Source organism: Mycobacterium sp. ITM-2016-00317 (assembly GCF_002968295.1).
GTDB lineage: Bacteria > Actinomycetota > Actinomycetes > Mycobacteriales > Mycobacteriaceae > Mycobacterium.
The window spans coordinates 5,061,680-5,079,759 of sequence record NZ_CP134399.1 but is presented as its reverse complement, the minus strand read 5'-3'; the positions used below and the strand labels follow the sequence as shown (position 1 = coordinate 5,079,759).

The following is an 18,080-nucleotide window of genomic DNA, read 5'->3' as shown; positions in this document are numbered from 1 at the left end:
GAGTCGGCTCACTCCTCGACGTCGATAATCCGCTGTGACGTCACCGGGCGCGACATCGGCCGGCCGCGCGGGCGCCGGCCGGGCAACGGGATGCGGTCGGCGATGCTGCTCAGGGGGTTGACCACCTGGCTCAGCACGATCACGGCCTCGCGCAGCGCCTCGATCGTGGGCTCGAGTGCCTCCAGCCCGGGTGCCAACCGGTTCAGGGTGTCGGCGACGGCGGTGAGCTGCTCGAGCGGGCCGTTGCGCGCGGTCAGCGTGTCGACCACGCCGCCTTCGGCGAACAACCGGTCGGCCACCCCGTCCTCGGCGAGCAGCCGGTCGACGAGGCCGTCCTCGGCCAGCAGCTGGTCCACGAGGCCACCGGGTTCGAGGGTGCGCATCAGCCCACCCTCTTCTTCGGTGAGCCGGTCGAGGACGCCGCCGGGCGCGGTGAGGCGGTCGACCACGCCGCCGGGCCGCAGCAGCCGGTCGATCGGGCCGTCCGGAGCCAGGGCGCGGCCGAGCGGTTGGTCCTCGTCCATCAGCCGGGCCAGCCGGTTGGCGCGATCCACCGCGTCCTGCACACCGAGCATCGACGCGACCGACGTCGGCTGCCGGACGCCGTCCTTGGAATCGCCGAGTGTGCGGTTCGCGATGTCCAGCGCGCCGCTGGCCATCCCGAGACCGGCTTCGGCGACGGCCAGCCCCGCCCGCACCGGCGCGAACGCGAGGTCGGTGAGGGATTTGCCGAGGTTCATCCAGTCAGTCTATGGATCGCGCAAGCACAAACTCACAGGAAGTGCACAGCTGGCCCGCAGTACATTTCCAAGTGAGGCGGTGAACAGTTGAGGGCTATGGCCATGCCGGTACCGGAGAACATCCCCGAGGCTCGCGTCCTGGTGGTCGACGACGAGGCCAACATCGTCGAACTGCTGTCCGTGAGCCTGAAGTTCCAGGGGTTCGAGGTGCACACCGCCTCCAACGGTCCCGCCGCGCTGGACAAGGCGCGGGACGTGCGACCGGACGCGATCATCCTCGACGTCATGATGCCCGGGATGGACGGTTTCGGGCTGCTGCGCCGGCTCCGGGCCGACGGCATCGACGCACCCGCGCTGTTCCTGACCGCCCGCGACTCACTGCAGGACAAGATCGCCGGGCTGACGCTGGGCGGTGACGACTACGTGACCAAGCCGTTCAGCCTGGAAGAAGTGGTGGCCCGGCTGCGGGTGATCCTGCGCAGGTCGGGGCGCGGCGCCGAGGAACCCCGCCCGTCGCGGCTGACGTTCGCCGACATCGAACTCGACGAGGACACCCACGAGGTGTGGAAGGCGGGCGAACCGGTGTCGCTGTCGCCGACCGAATTCACCCTGCTGCGCTACTTCATCATCAACGCCGGGACCGTGCTGTCGAAGCCGAAGATCCTCGACCACGTGTGGCGCTACGACTTCGGCGGCGACGTGAACGTCGTCGAGTCCTACGTGTCCTACCTGCGGCGCAAGGTCGACACTGGCGACAAGCGGTTGCTGCACACGCTGAGGGGTGTCGGTTATGTCCTTCGGGAGCCCCGATAAGGGTTCGTGCGAACAGTTATGGGTGGCGGTGACGCTCCGACCGTTGACAATGGGAGAGTGCCGGGTCGCTTCAGTCGGGGAATTCCGCTTCGGGTAGCGCTTGTCGCCGCCACGCTGCTGCTGGTGGCCTGCGGGCTGCTCGCGTCCGGGATAGCGGTGACCACGATCATGCAGCACAGCATGATGAACCGCATCGACGACACCTTGCTCGACGCGTCCCGCGGCTGGGCGCAGGTGCCGCGCCGGATGCCGACGGTCACCGTCGACGATCCGAACCCGGCGCGGCCGCCGTCGGACTTCTACGTGCGCGGCATCGATCCCGACGGAAATGTCTGGATGGTGGTCAACGACCGTAAGCACGAGCCGATGCTGCCCCCGAGCAACGACGTCGGACCCCACCCGGTCACCGTCGGGACGGTCGACGACCCCGATGTGAAATGGCGCGCGATGACGGTGCGGGGGGAGTTCGGCGAGCTGATCACCGTGGCCATCGACCTGTCGGACGTGGAATCGACCATGCGGTCGCTGGTCTACACCCAGCTCGGTATCGGGACCGCGGTGCTGCTGGTCCTCGGCATCGCCGGATACGCCGTGGTGCACCGCAGCCTGCGACCGCTCGCGGAGGTGGAGCAGACCGCCGCCGCGATCGCGGCCGGCCAGCTGGACCGACGCGTTCCCCAACGCGACCCGCGTACCGAGGTGGGCCGGTTGTCGTTGGCGCTCAACGGGATGCTCGCCCAGATCCAGCAAGCGATGGCGTCCTCGGAATCCTCGGCGGAGCAGGCGCGCAGCTCTGAGGACAGGATGCGCCGCTTCATCACCGACGCCAGCCACGAGCTGCGCACCCCGTTGACGACGATCCGCGGTTTCGCCGAGCTGTACCGCCAGGGCGCGGCCCGCGACGTCGAAATGCTGATGAGCCGTATCGAGAGTGAATCGCGGCGGATGGGCCTGCTGGTCGAGGACCTGCTGCTGCTGGCCCGGCTGGACGCGCAGCGTCCACTGGATCGGCACCGGGTCGACCTGCTCGCACTGGCCACCGATGCGGTGCACGACGCCCAGTCGATCGCCCCGTCCCGCCGCATCCGGATGGAGGTGTTCGACGGACCAGGCACCCCGGAGGTGCTCGGCGACGAGGCGCGTCTGCGTCAGGTGCTGTCCAACCTGGTCGCCAACGCGTTGCAGCACACCCCGGACACCGCGGCGGTCACCGTGCGGGTCGGCACCGAGGGCGATGCCGCGGTCCTGGAGGTTTGCGACGAGGGACCGGGCATGCGGCCGGAGGACGCGCAGCGGGTCTTCGAGCGCTTCTACCGCGCCGACGAGTCCCGGGCGCGGGCCAGCGGTGGGACCGGCCTGGGCCTGTCGATCGTCGACTCGCTGGTCTACGCGCACGGCGGCCGGGTCACCGTGACCACTGCGCCCGGTCACGGTTCGCGATTCCGGGTGACCCTGCCGCGGATCGCGGACGCGATCCCCGACGCCGAGGTGCCGGTCAGCTCAGCCCAGGTCGGCTAGCGCGGCCTTGATCTTGGCCTGCGCCTCGTCGAGGGACTCCGGCGACGGGTTCTGGTCGACGTTGGCGAAGCCGAAGTCCGACAGGTTGCGGGCGGGGAAGACGTGCACGTGCAGGTGCGGCACCTCCAGCCCGGCGATGATGAGCCCCGACCGTTCGGTGTCGAACGCCTTGCACACGGCTTTGCCGATGAGCTGGGAGACCTCCATGACCCGCGCGAACACCGCGGGGTCGATGTCGTGCCAGTTGTCGATCTCGGCGCGCGGGACGACCAGGGTGTGCCCCTGCGTCATCGGCTGGATCGTCAGGAACGCGACGATGTCGTCGTCCTCGTAGACGAATCGCCCGGGCAGCTCGCGGTTGATGATCTTGGTGAAGACGGTCGCCATGCCGTCGAGCATTCCAGCAGGCGGATTCGGCGCGCAACAACGCCGGAAGTGGCGCCCCAGCGCGCCCGATTCGCTCTAGCCTGTCGGCATGTTGGGATTGATGCAGGACCGTCCACTGATGATCTCCTCGCTGATCGAGCATGCCGCGGCGTTCCACGGCGACACCGAGATCGTGTCGAGGCTGCCTGAAGGCCCCGTCCGGCGGACCAACTGGCGCCAGACGAACGAGAGTTCCAAGCAGGTCGCCAACGCACTGGTCGAACTCGGCATCAGGCCAGGCGACCGGGTCGCCACGCTGGCCTGGAACAGCGATCGCCACCTCGCGCTGTACTTCGGGGTGTCCGGATCGGGCGCGGTCATGCACACCGTGAACCCGCGACTGTTCGCCGAGCAGATCGTCTACATCGTGAACCACGCCGAGGACCGGGTGCTGTTCTTCGACATCACCTTCGCCCCGCTGGTCGCACAGGTGGCCGGCGAACTGACCACGGTCGAGACCTATGTCGCGATGACCGACCGCGACCACATGCCCGACCTCCCCGGAATTCCGGACGGGCGGCTGCTGTGCTGGGACGACCTCGTCGGCAGGCAATCGACCCATTACGACTGGCCGGAGTTCGACGAGCGCACCGCCTCGTCGCTGTGCTACACCTCCGGCACCACCGGAAATCCGAAAGGTGTTCTGTACTCGCATCGTTCGACCGTGCTGCACGCGATGCTGTCGCTCTCGCGCGATACGTTCGACATCAACAGCGCCACCACGCTGCTGCTGGTGGTGCCGATGTTCCACGCCAACGCCTGGGGCACGCCGTATTCCGCTGCGATGGTGGGGGCGAAGCTGGTGCTGCCCGGGCCGCACCTGGACGGCGAGAGCGTGTACGGGCTGCTGCGCGATGAGAGTGTCACGATCATGCAGGGCGTGCCGACGGTGTGGCTGATGCTGTTCTCCTACCTCGACGAGCATCCCGAGATCGACCCGCACGAGCTGAAACTGGAGTGGGCGGGTATCGGCGGCTCCGCGCTGTCCCGGTCGATGCTGGATCGCATCGAGCAGGATCTGGGCGCCGAGGGCGGCCAGGGCTGGGGGATGACCGAGACCAGCCCGATCTGCGCGGTCGGCCGGCTGCTGCCCAAGCACGCCGGGCTACCGGTCGAGGAGCAGCGCGCGGTCAAGCTCAAGCAGGGTCGCGGCGTGTTCGGGGTGGAGCTCAAAATCGTCGACGAGTCCGGAGACCGGGTCCCTTGGGACGGAAAGGCTTTCGGTGAGGTCTTCGTCCGCGGTCCGTGGATCGCCAGCGGTTACTTCAAGGGTGAGGGTGGCGACAAGCTCGACGCGGAGGGCTTCTTCCCGACCGGTGACGTCGCCACCATCGACCCCGACGGGTACCTGCACCTGGTCGACCGCACCAAGGACGTCATCAAGTCAGGCGGGGAGTGGGTCAGCTCCATCGACCTGGAGAACGCGGCGATGGGCCATCCCGCGATCGCCGAGGCCGCGGTGATCGGTGTGCCGCACCCGAAGTGGCAGGAACGCCCCCTGCTGGTCGCGGTGCTGCGCGCCGGGCAGGACGCGACCCGGGAGGAGATCCTGGAGTATCTGTCCGGCCAGGTCGCCAAGTGGTGGCTGCCCGACGACGTGGTGTTCGTCGACGAGTTGCCGCACACCGCGACCGGCAAGGTGCTCAAACTGAAGCTGCGCGAGCAGTACCGGGATGCTAACCAGCAGCGGTGAATTCGATGTGCAGCGCGGAGAGCCCGCGGAGCAGGAAGGTGGGGTCGTAGGGGAAGTTGCGCTGACCGGCCGGTCCGTGGGCCGACTCGTCGATCCTGATCTCGCTCATCCGGTCCAGCAGTCGGCGGACGGTGATCTGCCCCTCGACCCGGGCCAGCGGGGCCCCGGCACAGGTGTGGATGCCGCGGCCGAACGCGATGTGCTCGCGGACGTTCTTGCGGTCCGGACGGAACTCGTGCGGATCCTCGAACTTGCGCGGATCCCGGTTGGCCGCGCCGAGGCACAGCATCACGATGCTGCCGGCCTTCAGGTGCACTCCGCCCAGCGTGGTGGTCTTGCGGACCAGGCGGAAGTCGACCTTGGTCGGTGCGTTCATTCTCAGCGACTCTTCGATGAACGTCGGGATGCGATCCGGTTGTTCACGCAGCATCTGTTGGTGCTCCGGTTGTTCGGCGAGCGTCCTGACGGCCGCGCTGAGCAGCTTGGTCACCGTCTCCTGCCCGGCGGCGAACAGGAACGTCGCGGGCTTGACCACCTCGAGGAGTTCCGGTGTCGAACCGTCCGGGTAGACGGCGGTCGCCATGCCCGACAGCACGTCACCGCGGGGCTCGCGGCGCCGCTCGGCGAGGTAGCCGGCGAACTTGTCGTCGAGGTACTGCAGCGGGTCCAGGCCCACCGGTTGCCCGTCGAGGGCGCCGACCCGGGCTCCGTCGGGTTGCTCGGCGCCCAGCGCGGCCAGGAACTCGGACCGATCCTCGTCCGGCACCCCGAGAAGATCGATGATCGCCGAAGTGGCAAAGGGTTTGGCGTACTCGGACAGGAACTCGCACCGGCCCTTGCCGATGAACAGGTCGATCTGGCTGTCGACGAGTGACCACATGTAGTCCTCGTTCTCCTTGAGCCGGCGCGGCGTCAGGAGCTTGTTGAGCAGGGACCGGGCCCGCTCGTGGGCGGGTGGGTCCATCACCACCATGTGCTCGTAGATCGGGAACAGGTGACGATGCGCCTCGATCTGTTCGCTGATGTCGTCACCCTTTGGCACGAACGGCAGCGGGGGGAACGGCCCGCCGATCGCGTTGACCGCCGAGAACGACCCGTGGTCCTTGAACGCGGCCATGACCTCCTGGTAGCCGGTGACGGCGTAGACGCCGTGGTGGGGCTCCCGGTACACCGGGTTCTGCTCGCGTAGATGGTCCCAGTAGGCGTACGGATCCTGGCTCAGCTCATAGTCGGAGAAGAAGTCCACGGAGGCGAGATCGGTCATCGGCGCGGCCGTCCTTTCGCTTGCCTGATCGATCGATCAGGCTGCTAGAATGAGCCATGCTTACCACGGTGTTCGATGCACGGTCAAGCAATTCCGGCTCGGACAGTCGCTGAATGTCCGCCCCTCCCAAGGCTCGTGGCAGTGACGCCACCGCGCGTCAGCGGCTTATCGAGGCGACCGCGAAGATCATGCGCGAGGAGGGCTACGCCGCGGCGACCTCCCGCAAGGTGGCCGCCGAGGCCGGGGTCAAGCAGGCCCTGGTTTATTACTACTTCCCGACGATGGACGACCTGTTCGTCGAGGTGCTGCGCGCCGGCGCCGAGAGCTCGCTGGAGCACATGAGGGCGGCGCTGACCAACGACGATCCGTTGCGGGCGCTGTGGGTGATCAACAGCGATCCCAGCAGGACCGGCCTCAACACCGAGTTCATGGCGTTGGCCAACCACCGCAAGGCGATTCGGGTCGAGCTGCGTGCCTATGCCGAACGCGTGCGGGACATCGAGACCGCGGCGGTGACGGTCGCGTTGCGTGCCCACGGTGTCGACCTGGACCGCCATCCGCCGGTGGTCATCTCGATGCTGATCGCGCAGGTCGCGCGCAGTCTGTGCAACGAGAGCGCCGTCGGGGTCACGCTGGGTCATGACCAGATGCGCGACTACGTCGACCGCAGCCTGAAACTGCTGACCTCTCTGGGAGGTGGTTGACAGTTGCGGTGATCGGTGTCACGCTCCTGATCGATCGACAAATGTTGGTGGAACAGAGCGAAATCGAGGTGCGCACATGGGCGGTCGGGTCGAGGGCAAAGTCGCATTCATCACGGGTGCGGCGCGCGGGCAGGGGCGCAGCCACGCTGTGCGACTGGCTGAGGAAGGCGCCGACATCATCGCGATCGACGTGTGCGGGCCGATCAGCACCCACACCGACATCCCGCCCGCCACGCCGGACGATTTGGCTCAGACCGTCGACCTGGTGAAGGGCACCGGCCGCCGGATCGTCACCGCCGAGGTCGATGTGCGTGACTACGCCGCAGTGAAGGCCGCGGTGGACTCCGGGGTCGAGCAACTGGGCCGCCTCGACATCGTGGTCGCCAACGCCGGCATCGGCAACGGCGGGCAGACGCTGGACCACACCAGCGAAGAAGACTGGACCGACATGATCGATGTCAACCTCACCGGAGTCTGGAAGTCGGTCAAAGCCGCTGTGCCGCACCTACTCTCCGGCGGCCGCGGTGGATCGATCATCCTCACCAGCTCGGTCGGCGGGCTGAAGGCCTACCCGCACACCGGTCATTACATCGCCGCCAAGCACGGCGTGGTCGGGCTGATGCGGACCTTCGCAGTGGAACTGGGCCAGCACTCCATCCGGGTGAACTCGGTGCACCCCACCAACGTCAACACACCCCTGTTCATGAACGAGGGCACCATGAAGCTGTTCCGGCCGGACCTGGAGAATCCGGGCCCCGACGATCTGGCGGTGGCCGCTCAGTTCATGCATGTGCTGCCGGTCGGCTGGGTCGAACCGCGCGACATCAGCAACGCCGTGCTGTTCCTGGCCTCCGACGAGGCCCGCTACGTCACCGGTCTGCCGATGACCGTCGACGCCGGCAGCATGCTGAAGTAGCGCGGATGCAACTCGTCTTCGCGCTGCCGCACATGTTGCGGCTGCCTGCGATGTCGCAGCCGTGGGAGGCCTCGGTGACCGGGGCGGACCAGACCCGGATGGCCAAGTGCGCGGATGCCTGGGGTTACGACATGATCGCTGTCCCTGAGCATTTCGTGATCCCGACCGAACATGTGGAATTGTCGGGTCCGCACTATCTGCAATCCACCGTGGCACAGGCCTACCTCGCCGGCGCCACCGACCGGATCCGGCTCAACTCGTGCATCACCGTGCTGCCGCTGCAGCATCCGATCGTGCTGGCCAAGGCGCTGGCCACCGCGGACTGGATGAGCGGCGGCCGGATGATGGTGACCTTCGGGGTGGGCTGGCTCGAGGGCGAGTTCGAGGCGCTCGGGGTCCCGTTCCGTGAGCGGGGCCGGATCGCCGACGAGTACCTGGCGGCGATCAAGGAGCTGTGGACCAGCGAGACACCGAGCTTCCAGGGAAAGTACGTCTCGTTCGACGAGGTCGCGTTCGAGCCCAAACCCGTGCAGAAGCCGCATCTGCCGATCTGGATCGGTGGGGACGCCGATGCGGCGCTGCGCCGGGCGGCGAAGTACGCGTCCGGGTGGTGGTCGTTCCTGACCCCGCCCGAACAGATCGCCGAGCGGGTGGAGTTCATCAAATCCCAGTCCGACTACGACGGCCGCCCGTTCGACGTCGTGCACGGTCTCGGCACCAACCGCGTCGGCGAGGGGCATGTCGCGCAGAAGGATCCGCATGCGCGCCCAGGCATGAGCGCGGCCGAGATCGTCGACAAGCTGAGCTGGCTGGGGGAGCAGGGGGTCACCGTCAGCGCGGTGCCGATCCCGAGGGTCGGCGGCGTCGACGAGTACCTCGACTACGCGCAATGGGTGATCGAGGAGATCAAGCCGCAGTTGCCCTGACCTAGCCGATCTGAGCGGCGATCTCCTCGACGCTCCACGGCGGCTCGCCGTGATGGTCGCGGTAGGCCACCAGCGACGGCTGCTGCCGGTCGAAGCGACCGACGAATCCCCCTGCGGCGATGAAGATCTGGCCTGTCACATGGGTGGCAAGGTCGCTGCTCAGGTAGGCGTAGGTCGGTGCCGCGTACTCCGGCGGGGCGGCGTCCAGCGCGCCCTGGTAGCTGACCTCGTCGAGCAGGCCGCGGCGGTTGAGTTCGGTGATGTGGGCTTCGTAGTCCGCGCCCGTCGACAGCCGGGTCCTGGCGCCCGGGCACACCACGTTCGCGCGCACGCCGTGCTCCCTGAGCTCGGCCGCGACCGCCAGCGTCAGGCTGGTGACAGCGCCCTTGCCCGCCGGGTAGCCGGTGCCGCCGTAGTCGCCGAGGAACGCGAACGAACCGGTGTTGACGATGGCGCCGGAGCCCTGCCGCGCCATCCGTGGGGCCACTGCGCGGCAGGTCTGGAATGCGGTGCCCAGGTGGGCGTCCATCAGCTCCTGGAACTGGCCGGAGGTGACGTTCAGGATGGAGGATCCGGCGGGCTCGGCGGTGCCGGCACAGTTCACCAGCACGTCGATGCGGTCGAACTCGCGCAGACAAGTGTCGATCAGCGCGTCGGCGACCGCCGGGTCGGCAGGTGAACCGGGGTGGCAGACGGCGCCGGGGATGCGTTGTGCGGCCTGCTCGGCCGTTTCTGCGTCGCGGCCGTTGACCACCACGCCTGCGCCGTGGGCGGCCAGTAGCTCGGCGACGGCGAGACCGACGCCGCGGGTGCCGCCGACGACCACCGCGCCCCGGCCGGCCAGGAGCCCGGACGAGCCCGGGCTAATCCGTGCTGTCCTTCTGCGAGAACGTCATCGCGTCCATGTTCCAGTAGCCGCGCAGGTTGGTGATCAGTCCCGCGTCGTCCACCCGGTAGGTGAACGCGCCGCGCACGGTGGCGACGAACCCGTTCGGGAACGTGGTCTCCAGCACCAGGATGTAGGCGATCTCCGTCGGACTGCTCGACGGGAACGTCTCCTCGCAGGTGACGCGCAACTGGTTGGGGCCGATGTTCGCGTCGTAGAACGCCGCGACGGCGTCCTTGCCGCGTACGCCCGTGCCGTCGGGGTTGGTGACGGCCTCCCCGATGGGGTCTTCGATGACGACGTCGTCGGCCATCAGGGCCAGCCAGCCCTCGCGGTCGCCGGACTGTACGCAGCGCCACGAGTTCTGCGACGCTGCGACGACGGGGGCTAGATCGGTGGTCATGTGGCTCCTTCAGCGACGACCTTCGCCGAAATTGCATTCCAGGAGGGCTTTACGCGTACTTCGCCTCCCGGAATGCAATTTCGGCGCAAGATCGGGGATTACCTGTCGGCGTCGGTGTAGCGGATGATGCCGCGGATGTTCTTGCCCTCGAGCATGTCCCGGTAACCGTCGTTGATCTGCTCCAGCTTGTACTGCCGGGTGACCATGTCGTCGAGGTTGAGCCGGCCCGCCTTGTACATCGACAGCAGCTGCGGAATGTCGAAGTGCGGGTTGCCGCCACCGAAGATGGTGCCCTGCAGGTTCTTCTGCAGCAGGGTGAGCATCGACAGGTTCAGCGTCACGTCCGAGCTGGCCATGTTGGCCACCGCCGTCACCACGCAGGTGCCGCCCTTGGCCGTGATGTTGAGGTAGTTGTCGATCTCCTCGCCCTTGAGCTCACCGGTGGTGATGATGGTCTTGGAAGCCATCCGGCCCTGGGTGGTCTCGGCGACGCCCATCATCGCGCTGCCGATGTCGGGGTAGACGTGGGTGGCGCCGAACTTGAGCGCCTGGTCGCGCTTCCACTCCACCGGGTCGATCGCGAAGATGTTGCGCGCGCCCGCGTTCAGGGCGCCCTGCAGCGCACCCATGCCGACGCCGCCGATGCCGGCGATGACGACGTCGTCGCCGGGCCGGACGTCGGCGCTGCGCACCGCGGAGCCGTACCCGGTGGTCACACCGCAGCCGACGAGGCAGGCCACCTCGAACGGGATTGACGGATCGATCTTCACCACCGAGCTCTTGTGTACGACCATGTACGGGCTGAAGGTGCCGAGCAGGGTCATCGGGATGACCGGGGTGCCGTCCTTGGCGTGGATGCGGTGGGTGTTGTCCGACACCGCGGTGCCCTGCAGCAGCATCGCGCCCAGGTCGCAGAGGTTGCGCATACCGGCCTGACACGACGGGCAGGACCCGCAGGACGGGATGAACGACAGCACCACGTGGTCGCCGGGCTCAAGGCCTTCCACTCCGGGCCCCACCTCGGTGACGATGCCTGCGCCCTCGTGGCCACCGAGCACCGGGAAACCGGCCATCGGGATATCGCCGGTGACCAGATGGTGGTCGGAGTGGCACATGCCCGAGGCTTCCATCTGGATCTTGACCTCGTCCTTGACGGGGTCGCCGATCTCGATCTCCTCGATCGTCCACGGCTGGTTGAACTCCCAGATCAGAGCGCCTTTGGTCTTCATCTCTCCTGCTTTCGACTAGAGCATCTGGTGACCAGACTAGAGGCTCTAGTTAGCCACATCACGTCTACCCCGATCAACCGCTTGGGTGGGTGTTACCAGATCTGGACAGGAGCCTGGCCGATCGGGTAGTAGCCGGGCAGTTTCTCGCCGGACAACGACCGCTCGATGCGCTTCTGCATGGCCGGGGTGAGGTCGCCGGATTCGATCAGCTTCGCGTACCCCTTGGCCACGTGGCCGAAGTCGAAGAAGTCGCGCTGCCACTCGATGAGCAACTCGTCGTTCAGGCGGAACCAGCTGCCGCCGATGCCGTAGATCTCGGCGCGGGTGCCGTCGCTCTTGTTGGCGATCTGCTTCCAGAAGCCGACGATCTCGTTCTGCTTCTCGTCGATCAGGGTCCGCTGGTACTCGTAGACCCAGTTCTCCAGGCCTTCCATCTCCAGGCCCAGCGCCACGTCGCGGATCTCGTCTTTGCCGACGCACATCACGTCTTCCTTCGGCCCGATGTTCCAGCCGTAGGTGGCGTCGTCGGTGTAGAACTCGGCCAGCGGCTTCCAGTCACCGGCTTTCTCGGCGTCCTGGTTGGCCGTGAGCCAGCGCTGGACCCAATCCTCCAGTTGCTCGCGTGACGCCATTACTTCACTCCTTCTCGATGATGGACAGTGCTCGGGTGGGACACATCTCGACCGCGAGCTCCACCGCGTCGCGGAGCTCGTCAGGTGGTTCGGGGTCGGTGATCTCGACGACGCCGCGTTTGGGCACCGTGAACACGTCGGGAGCCTCCAGCTCGCACATCGCGTGGCCTTGGCACAGGTCCTCGTCGAGCACCACCCGGTAGCAACCCATGTCAGGCCCTTGCTCGCCTGCGGTAGCGCACCTTGGCCGGCTGAGCGAGCTGCACGACCATCTTGGAGTGGTCGTTGCGGTAGCTCTCCGAAGGCTGAGACATCTCGAACTCGTACTCGCGCAGCAACACCGAGAAGATCGCCTTGATCTGCATCTGCGCGAACGCCGCACCCACACAACGGTGTTTGCCTGCGCCGAACGGGATCCAGGTCCACCTGTTGATCAGATCTTCCTGGCGCGGCTTCTCGTAGCGGCTGGGATCGAAGGCGTCCGGATCGGGGAAGTCCTCCGGGATGCGGTTGGAGATCGCCGGGGAGGCGGCCACCATCTGGCCCTTGTGGATGGGGTGGCCTGCGACCTCGAATTCGTCCTGGGCCACCCGCATCAGGATGATCAGCGGCGGGTGCAGGCGCAGGGTCTCCTTGAGCGCATTGTCCAGGTTCGGGATCTGGCGCAGCGCATGGAAACTCACCTCCTGACCGTCGGAGTAGAGGTCGTCGAGCTCCTGCTGAACCTTCGCGTAGAACTCGGGGTGGCGCAGCAACTCGATCAGAGTCCAGGACGAGGTGCCGGAGCTGGTGTGGTGGCCGGCGAACATCAGCGAGATGAACATGCCGGTGACCTCGTTGGCGGTGAAGCGGGGGTTGCCCTCGTCGTCCTTGATCGAGACCAGCACGTCGAGCAGGTCGCGGTCCTCTTTGCCCTTGGGCGGGTTGGCGATCCGACCGTTCATGATGTCCTGAACCAACGCAACGAGTTTGACGCGCGACTCGTCGCGGATGCGGAAGCTCTCGATGTCCAGGTACGGATCGACGTAACACAGCGGGTCGGTGCCGCGCTCCAGCTGGTGGTAGTAGTGGGCGAACCGGCTGTCGAGTTGCTCGCGGAATTTGAGCCCGATCAGGCACGCCGTCGAGGTGTAGATGGTCAGTTCGGAGAAGAAGTCGAGCAGTTCGATCTCGCCTTCATCGCCCCAGTCGGCGATGATCTTCTTGACCTCGGCCTCGATGGTGGCGGCATGGCCCTTCATCTGCTCGCCGCGCAGCGCGGTGTTGTGCAGCATCTCGGCCCGCCGCTCGGGGTCGGCGTCGAACACCACACCCTCGCCGAAGATCGGCGTCATGAACGGGTAGGCCTCGGCCTGGTTGAGTTCGCTGTCGCTGGAACGGAAGAAGAACTCGTTGGCCTCCGCGCCGGACAACATCACCACCTGTTTGCCCGCGAGCTGGAACCAGCCGGCGTCGCCGCATTCCTCGCGGATGCGCTTCATCAGGCCGATCGGGTCGGTGCGGAACTCCTCCAGGTGGCCGTGTTCCTCGTCCTCTCCGCCTGAGACGCGGGGGACATCTTGGAGCGTCGTCATTCTCCGGTGTTGCCTTCCTCGCCGAGGGTGAGCTTCTGGCGGTCCTTGATCTCCGCGAGCGGAGCTTCGGGCTGCAGTTCCATGTTCGCGATGAAGCCACCGCGCGGCGTCTCGGCGACGAACGTGATGGCGCGCGCGAGGTCGTCTGCGCGCAGGAAGTAGTCGTGCCGGGCCTGGCCCCACTTGGCCCAGTCCTCCAGCGCCGGACCGATCAGTTCGGCAGGCAGGCTCCAGCCCATCGAGGTCTTGGTCGGGCCGGGGTGCACGATCGACGCACGGACCCCGGTGCCCTCGAGCTCCATTTGGTAGTTGGTGACCATCGCGACGAGCGCGGCCTTGGCCGCACCGTAGGCGCCCATGTGGGGGCGTTGTCGCAGTGCCACATCGGATCCCACGAAGATGAGGTCACCGCGCCGACGCTCGATCATGCCGGGCAGCACCGCGGTGGCCACCCGGTTGGCGCCGATCAGATGGATCTGCACCTGCGACTCGAATTGTTCGGTGCTGATCGAGTCGAGCTTGCCGAAGTAGGTGTCGCCCGCACCCGCGACGAGTACCTCGATCTCGCCGAGCTGCGACGTCGTCTGCTCCACAGCGGCTTTCACCGAGTCGGGATCGGTCACGTCGAGGTGCATGGCGATCGCCTCACCGCCGTCCTTGCGGATCTTGTCGACGATCTCTTCGAGCTTCTCCACCCGGCGGGCGCCGAGTGCGACGGGGAAACCGTTCGCGGCGAGCCGGATCGCCGTTGCCTCGCCGATGCCGGACGAGGCGCCGGCGACCAGGGCGGGGCGACGGTCGGGTAACGGATCGAAACGGGGCATCAGCGGATCTCCACATGGATCGGAAGGTGGGCGAATCCGCGCACATTGCTGGAGTGGACGCGGACGGCGTTGGCCTCGTCCACCTCGTACCCGCGGATTCGTTTGAACAACTCGGCCAGCGCCACCCGTGCCTCCATGCGCGCCAGGTGCGCACCGAGGCAGAAGTGGGCTCCGCTGCCGAAACTCATCAGTTTGGAACCGATCTCGCGCCCGATGACGTAGTCGTCCGGGTTGTCGAACACCCGCTCGTCACGGTGTGCGGAACCGGGAAGCAGCAGCACCACGTCGCCGTCGGGAATCGTGGTGTCGTAGAGCGTGAGCTCGCCGGCGACGGTGCGAGCCAGGATCTGGCTCGACGTGTCGAAGCGCAGCGTCTCCTCGACCCACAGCGGCACCCGCTCCAGATCCTGGTAGACCGGTGCCAGCTGGTCGGGGTAGCGATGTCCCCAGAACGCCGCATTGGCAAGCAGTTTCGTGGTGGTCTCGTTGCCCGCGATGACCATCAGGAACATGAAGCCGATGATCTCGTCGTCGGTGAGCCGGTCACCGTCGATCTCGGCCTCCAACAGCGCCGAGGTCAGGTCGTCGGTGAACTTCTTGCGCCGCTCGGCGACCATCTCCTGGTAGTAGACGATCAGGTTCAGCGACGCCTCGATGGCCGAGTCGGGCACGTCGGTGACGCCTTCGTCGCGGTGCATCACCGCATCCGCCCACGCCCGCACCTGAACCCGGTCGGCGACGGGCACGCCCATCAGCTCGGAGATCACGTCCATGGGCAGCTTGCCCGCGAACTCGTCGACGTAGTCCACGGTTCCGTCCCCGGCGTGCTCCAACATCGCGTCCAGGTGCTGGACCGCGATTTCGGTGACCCGCGGCTCCAGTTCGCGGATTCGCCGCGGGGTGAAGCCCTTCGACACCAGCGTGCGCAGCCGCAGGTGGTTCGGGTCGTCCATGGCCAGGAACGACATCGTCTTGGACGCGTGCGGCCCGCGCGACGCCGGATCCAGCGACACCCCGAACTTGTTCGACAGCGTGGTGCTGTTGCGGAAGCCCTGCAGCACGTCGGCGTGCCGGGACAGCGCCCAGAACCCGAGTTCTTCGTTGCGGTAGAGCGGGGCTTCGTCGCGCAGCCGCTGGTAGTACGGGTACGGATCCTCGTGGAACGCGTAGTCGTACGGGTCGAGTCGCACCTCGCTGATCGTCACTATTTATCGTCTCCGACGCTCAGGCTCATTTGTCGTCTCCAACACTCAGGCTCATTTATCGTCTCCGACGATGAGGCTCATTTATCGTCTCCGACGATGAGGCCGACCACATAACTGAGGCGGTCGGCGATTTGGTGGTAGGTGAAGGCTCCGCTGCCGGCGTTGACCAGCGCGCCGAAGAACGTCATCTCGAGGGCGGCAAGCGTGCGGGGGTCCGGGTCCGGGCCGACGGCGGCCCGGATGCGGCGGTGGATCTCGCCGCCGATGCGTTCGCGGACGGTGCGCACGGCGGGGTCGTTGCCGGACAGCAGCGCGGTGGTGCACGCGGCCGCGACCTCGGGCTCGTCGGCGACCATCAGGGCCATGCTGCGCAGCGTCTTCTCGACGCGGACCACCTTGCTGTCGTTCACGTCGGTGAAGTAGTCGACCTGACGGATGAGGTCCAGGTAGATCTCGGCGATCAGGTGGTTCTTCGACGAGAAGTAGGTGTAGGCGGTCGCCGGGGCCACCTTGGCGCGCGCCGCCACGGCGCGCACGGTCAGGTCGGCATAGGAGGACTCCCGCAGCATCTCCAGCCCGGCGGCGAGGACCTTGCGGAACGTCTCTTCCTGCCGACGGTTGCGTGGCGGATGCGTCGGCTCACCTGTGAGCGGAGCTACAGCATCGCTGGACACCTGTCCAAGCTAGCCGACGATGCGCGCGCCAGGCAAGCGTCGCGGTGAAGCCGCACGGTAAGGGGCCTGCAGCCATGCCAGGTCGGCTCCGATCCTTGCCTGCCGCCGAGATCTGCGGCTATGGTTCGGAGGAACTCCATCGGACAGTTGTCCAGGAATCCAGATACAGGAGGTCGGATGCCGATCCTGGCCGATCGCGAAAGCCGTCTGCTCATCGACGGCAAGCTCGTCCCCGGAAGCTCGGGCACATTCCCCACCGTCAATCCCGCCACCGAGGAGACCCTCGGCGTGGCCGCCGACGCGGACACCGAGGACATGGGCGCGGCGATCGGCGCGGCCCGCCGCAGCTTCGACGAGACGGACTGGGCCACGAACACCGCGCTGCGGGTGCGCTGCATCCGGCAGCTGCAGCAGGCGATGCGGGACCACGTCGAGGACCTGCGAGAGCTGACGATGGCCGAGGTCGGCGCCCCGCGGATGCTCACGTCGGCAGCGCAGCTCGAAGGCCCGGTCGAGGATCTGACGTTCTGCGCCGACACCGCCGAGGCCTACCAGTGGACGACCGACCTCGGGATCGCGTCGCCCATGGGCATCAAGACGCACCGCACGATCGCCCGCGAGGCCGTCGGAGTGGTCGGGGCGATCACACCGTGGAACTTCCCGCACCAGATCAACCTCGCCAAGATCGGCCCGGCGCTGGCCGCCGGAAACACGTTGGTGCTCAAGCCCGCTCCCGACACACCATGGGTGGCCGCGGTGCTCGGCGAGCTGATCACCGAGCACACCGACTTTCCCGCCGGGGTGATCAACATCGTCACCTCCAGCGACCACAGTGTCGGCGCGCTGTTGTCGAAAGACCCGCGGGTGGACATGGTTTCGTTCACCGGGTCGACCACCACGGGCCGTGCGGTGATGGCCGACGGCTCGGCCACCCTGAAAAAGGTGTTCCTCGAGCTCGGCGGCAAGTCCGCCTTCCTGGTCCTCGACGACGCGGACCTGGCTGGTGCGTGCTCGATGGCGGCGTTCACCGCGTCGATGCACGCCGGGCAGGGGTGCGCGATCACGACCCGCCTGGTGGTTCCCCGCGCCCGGTACGACGAAGCCGTCGAGGCGGCCGCGGCGACCATGGGCGGCATGAAGCCCGGTGATCCGACGAAACCGGGCACGGTGTGCGGACCGGTGATCTCGGAACGGCAGCGCGACCGGATCCAGGGGTACCTGGACTCCGCGATCGCCGAGGGTGGCAGGTTCGCGTGCGGGGGCGGACGTCCCGCCGACCGCGACAGGGGCTTCTTCATCGAGCCGACGGTGATCGCCGGCCTCGACAACACCGCCAAGGTGGCCCGCGAGGAGATCTTCGGGCCCGTGCTGACGGTGATCGCCCACGACGGCGACGACGACGCGGTGCGCATCGCCAACGACTCGCCCTACGGCCTGTCGGGCACCGTGTTCTCGCCGGACCTGGAGCGGGCCAACGGCGTTGCGGCCCGACTGCGGGTCGGCACGGTCAACATCAACGGCGGCGTCTGGTATTCGGCGGACATGCCGTTCGGCGGTTACAAGCAATCCGGCATCGGCCGGGAAATGGGGCTCGCCGGTTTCGAGGAGTACCTCGAGATCAAGGCGATCGCCACAGCGGCGAACTAAAAGAGA

Annotated in this window: 19 protein-coding genes; 7 read left to right on the top strand and 12 right to left on the bottom strand. The window is 67.1% G+C overall.

Translation table 11 applies throughout. The features are described from left to right. Positions 1 to 8 precede the first annotated feature (8 nt). Entirely contained in the window at positions 9 to 740 is a 732-nt protein-coding gene (locus C6A87_RS24335) for a hypothetical protein (RefSeq protein ID WP_311114585.1), read from the bottom strand. 96 nt (positions 741 to 836) lie between these two features. Between C6A87_RS24335 and C6A87_RS24330 the strand changes: the two genes are divergently transcribed. Together C6A87_RS24330 and C6A87_RS24325 are read left to right on the top strand one after the other, a co-directional pair. Then, complete coding sequence (locus tag C6A87_RS24330) at positions 837 to 1,553, top strand: response regulator transcription factor (protein ID WP_311114584.1); 717 nt, start codon at positions 837 to 839, stop codon at positions 1,551 to 1,553. Between the two features lie 18 nt (positions 1,554 to 1,571). Further along, on the top strand, positions 1,572 to 3,071 hold the full coding sequence (locus C6A87_RS24325) for a HAMP domain-containing sensor histidine kinase (RefSeq protein WP_311114583.1): 1,500 nt from the start codon (positions 1,572 to 1,574) through the stop codon (positions 3,069 to 3,071). Here the strand turns inward: C6A87_RS24325 and C6A87_RS24320 are convergent. Then, positions 3,054 to 3,458, bottom strand: a complete 405-nt coding sequence (locus C6A87_RS24320; RefSeq protein ID WP_311114582.1) for an HIT family protein — start codon at positions 3,456 to 3,458, stop codon at positions 3,054 to 3,056. The two genes, C6A87_RS24325 and C6A87_RS24320, sit on opposite strands and share 18 nt — an antisense overlap. Before the next feature lie 88 nt (positions 3,459 to 3,546). On the opposite strand from C6A87_RS24320, the gene C6A87_RS24315 reads away from it, so the two are divergent. Beyond that, on the top strand, positions 3,547 to 5,190 hold the full coding sequence (locus C6A87_RS24315; RefSeq protein WP_311114581.1) for a long-chain-fatty-acid--CoA ligase: 1,644 nt from the start codon (positions 3,547 to 3,549) through the stop codon (positions 5,188 to 5,190). On the opposite strand, the gene C6A87_RS24310 is transcribed toward C6A87_RS24315, so the two are convergent. Beyond that, complete coding sequence (locus tag C6A87_RS24310) at positions 5,174 to 6,454, bottom strand: cytochrome P450 (protein ID WP_311114580.1); 1,281 nt, start codon at positions 6,452 to 6,454, stop codon at positions 5,174 to 5,176. The genes C6A87_RS24315 and C6A87_RS24310 overlap by 17 nt on opposite strands. Positions 6,455 to 6,567: 113 nt before the next feature. On the opposite strand from C6A87_RS24310, the gene C6A87_RS24305 reads away from it, so the two are divergent. The 3 genes from C6A87_RS24305 to C6A87_RS24295 all read left to right on the top strand — a co-directional run bounded on the left by C6A87_RS24305 (position 6,568) and on the right by C6A87_RS24295 (position 9,000). Further along, positions 6,568 to 7,158: a TetR/AcrR family transcriptional regulator gene (locus C6A87_RS24305; protein WP_311114579.1), complete on the top strand. Its 591-nt coding sequence runs from the start codon at positions 6,568 to 6,570 to the stop codon at positions 7,156 to 7,158. Between the two features lie 76 nt (positions 7,159 to 7,234). Then, entirely contained in the window at positions 7,235 to 8,074 is an 840-nt protein-coding gene (locus C6A87_RS24300) for a mycofactocin-coupled SDR family oxidoreductase (protein ID WP_311114578.1), read from the top strand. 5 nt (positions 8,075 to 8,079) lie between these two features. Then, positions 8,080 to 9,000: a TIGR03619 family F420-dependent LLM class oxidoreductase gene (locus tag C6A87_RS24295; RefSeq protein ID WP_311114577.1), complete on the top strand. Its 921-nt coding sequence runs from the start codon at positions 8,080 to 8,082 to the stop codon at positions 8,998 to 9,000. A gap of 1 nt (position 9,001) precedes the next feature. Here the strand turns inward: C6A87_RS24295 and C6A87_RS24290 are convergent, their stop codons facing one another. From C6A87_RS24290 to C6A87_RS24250, 9 genes are all read right to left on the bottom strand, one after another. Then, entirely contained in the window at positions 9,002 to 9,826 is an 825-nt protein-coding gene (locus C6A87_RS24290) for an SDR family oxidoreductase (RefSeq protein WP_311114576.1), read from the bottom strand. A gap of 37 nt (positions 9,827 to 9,863) precedes the next feature. Further along, complete coding sequence (locus tag C6A87_RS24285) at positions 9,864 to 10,289, bottom strand: nuclear transport factor 2 family protein (protein WP_311114575.1); 426 nt, start codon at positions 10,287 to 10,289, stop codon at positions 9,864 to 9,866. 98 nt (positions 10,290 to 10,387) lie between these two features. Next, positions 10,388 to 11,518 carry an NDMA-dependent alcohol dehydrogenase gene (locus tag C6A87_RS24280; RefSeq protein ID WP_311114574.1) on the bottom strand — a complete coding sequence of 377 codons (1,131 nt, stop codon included), beginning with the start codon at positions 11,516 to 11,518 and terminating at the stop codon, positions 10,388 to 10,390. Positions 11,519 to 11,610: 92 nt separating this feature from the next. Continuing rightward, positions 11,611 to 12,150, bottom strand: coding sequence for a nuclear transport factor 2 family protein (locus tag C6A87_RS24275; protein WP_311114573.1), 540 nt, complete (start codon positions 12,148 to 12,150; stop codon positions 11,611 to 11,613). Between the two features lie 4 nt (positions 12,151 to 12,154). Then, positions 12,155 to 12,361 carry a ferredoxin gene (locus tag C6A87_RS24270; RefSeq protein WP_311114572.1) on the bottom strand — a complete coding sequence of 69 codons (207 nt, stop codon included), beginning with the start codon at positions 12,359 to 12,361 and terminating at the stop codon, positions 12,155 to 12,157. A gap of 1 nt (position 12,362) precedes the next feature. Then, positions 12,363 to 13,724: a cytochrome P450 gene (locus tag C6A87_RS24265; RefSeq protein ID WP_311114571.1), complete on the bottom strand. Its 1,362-nt coding sequence runs from the start codon at positions 13,722 to 13,724 to the stop codon at positions 12,363 to 12,365. After that, a complete protein-coding gene (locus tag C6A87_RS24260; protein WP_311114570.1) occupies positions 13,721 to 14,548 on the bottom strand; it encodes an SDR family oxidoreductase in 828 nt (275 codons plus the stop codon). The genes C6A87_RS24265 and C6A87_RS24260 overlap by 4 nt, the downstream gene beginning before the upstream one ends. Continuing rightward, a complete protein-coding gene (locus tag C6A87_RS24255; protein WP_311114569.1) occupies positions 14,548 to 15,753 on the bottom strand; it encodes a cytochrome P450 in 1,206 nt (401 codons plus the stop codon). The genes C6A87_RS24260 and C6A87_RS24255 overlap by 1 nt, the downstream gene beginning before the upstream one ends. A 77-nt stretch (positions 15,754 to 15,830) precedes the next feature. After that, positions 15,831 to 16,427 (bottom strand): TetR/AcrR family transcriptional regulator, encoded by a 597-nt coding sequence (locus C6A87_RS24250; RefSeq protein WP_311114568.1) that lies wholly within the window; start codon positions 16,425 to 16,427, stop codon positions 15,831 to 15,833. Between the two features lie 177 nt (positions 16,428 to 16,604). On the opposite strand from C6A87_RS24250, the gene C6A87_RS24245 reads away from it, so the two are divergent. Then, positions 16,605 to 18,074, top strand: a complete 1,470-nt coding sequence (locus tag C6A87_RS24245; RefSeq protein ID WP_311114567.1) for an aldehyde dehydrogenase — start codon at positions 16,605 to 16,607, stop codon at positions 18,072 to 18,074. Positions 18,075 to 18,080: the final 6 nt, after the last annotated feature.

What these genes read in the sequence shown, in the direction of transcription:
- C6A87_RS24300 (WP_311114578.1), top strand. Translation starts at nt 7,235, where the DNA reads ATGGGCGGTCGGGTCGAGGGCAAAGTCGCATTCATCACGGGTGCGGCG.
- C6A87_RS24295 (WP_311114577.1), top strand. Translation starts at nt 8,080, where the DNA reads ATGCAACTCGTCTTCGCGCTGCCGCACATGTTGCGGCTGCCTGCGATG.
- C6A87_RS24275 (WP_311114573.1), bottom strand. Translation starts at nt 12,150, where the DNA reads ATGGCGTCACGCGAGCAACTGGAGGATTGGGTCCAGCGCTGGCTCACG.
- C6A87_RS24320 (WP_311114582.1), bottom strand. Translation starts at nt 3,458, where the DNA reads ATGGCGACCGTCTTCACCAAGATCATCAACCGCGAGCTGCCCGGGCGA.
- C6A87_RS24305 (WP_311114579.1), top strand. Translation starts at nt 6,568, where the DNA reads ATGTCCGCCCCTCCCAAGGCTCGTGGCAGTGACGCCACCGCGCGTCAG.
- C6A87_RS24285 (WP_311114575.1), bottom strand. Translation starts at nt 10,289, where the DNA reads ATGACCACCGATCTAGCCCCCGTCGTCGCAGCGTCGCAGAACTCGTGG.
- C6A87_RS24260 (WP_311114570.1), bottom strand. Translation starts at nt 14,548, where the DNA reads ATGCCCCGTTTCGATCCGTTACCCGACCGTCGCCCCGCCCTGGTCGCC.
- C6A87_RS24315 (WP_311114581.1), top strand. Translation starts at nt 3,547, where the DNA reads ATGTTGGGATTGATGCAGGACCGTCCACTGATGATCTCCTCGCTGATC.
- C6A87_RS24270 (WP_311114572.1), bottom strand. Translation starts at nt 12,361, where the DNA reads ATGGGTTGCTACCGGGTGGTGCTCGACGAGGACCTGTGCCAAGGCCAC.
- C6A87_RS24280 (WP_311114574.1), bottom strand. Translation starts at nt 11,518, where the DNA reads ATGAAGACCAAAGGCGCTCTGATCTGGGAGTTCAACCAGCCGTGGACG.
- C6A87_RS24335 (WP_311114585.1), bottom strand. Translation starts at nt 740, where the DNA reads ATGAACCTCGGCAAATCCCTCACCGACCTCGCGTTCGCGCCGGTGCGG.
- C6A87_RS24310 (WP_311114580.1), bottom strand. Translation starts at nt 6,454, where the DNA reads ATGACCGATCTCGCCTCCGTGGACTTCTTCTCCGACTATGAGCTGAGC.
- C6A87_RS24245 (WP_311114567.1), top strand. Translation starts at nt 16,605, where the DNA reads ATGCCGATCCTGGCCGATCGCGAAAGCCGTCTGCTCATCGACGGCAAG.
- C6A87_RS24330 (WP_311114584.1), top strand. Translation starts at nt 837, where the DNA reads ATGGCCATGCCGGTACCGGAGAACATCCCCGAGGCTCGCGTCCTGGTG.
- C6A87_RS24325 (WP_311114583.1), top strand. Translation starts at nt 1,572, where the DNA reads ATGGGTGGCGGTGACGCTCCGACCGTTGACAATGGGAGAGTGCCGGGT.
- C6A87_RS24265 (WP_311114571.1), bottom strand. Translation starts at nt 13,724, where the DNA reads ATGACGACGCTCCAAGATGTCCCCCGCGTCTCAGGCGGAGAGGACGAG.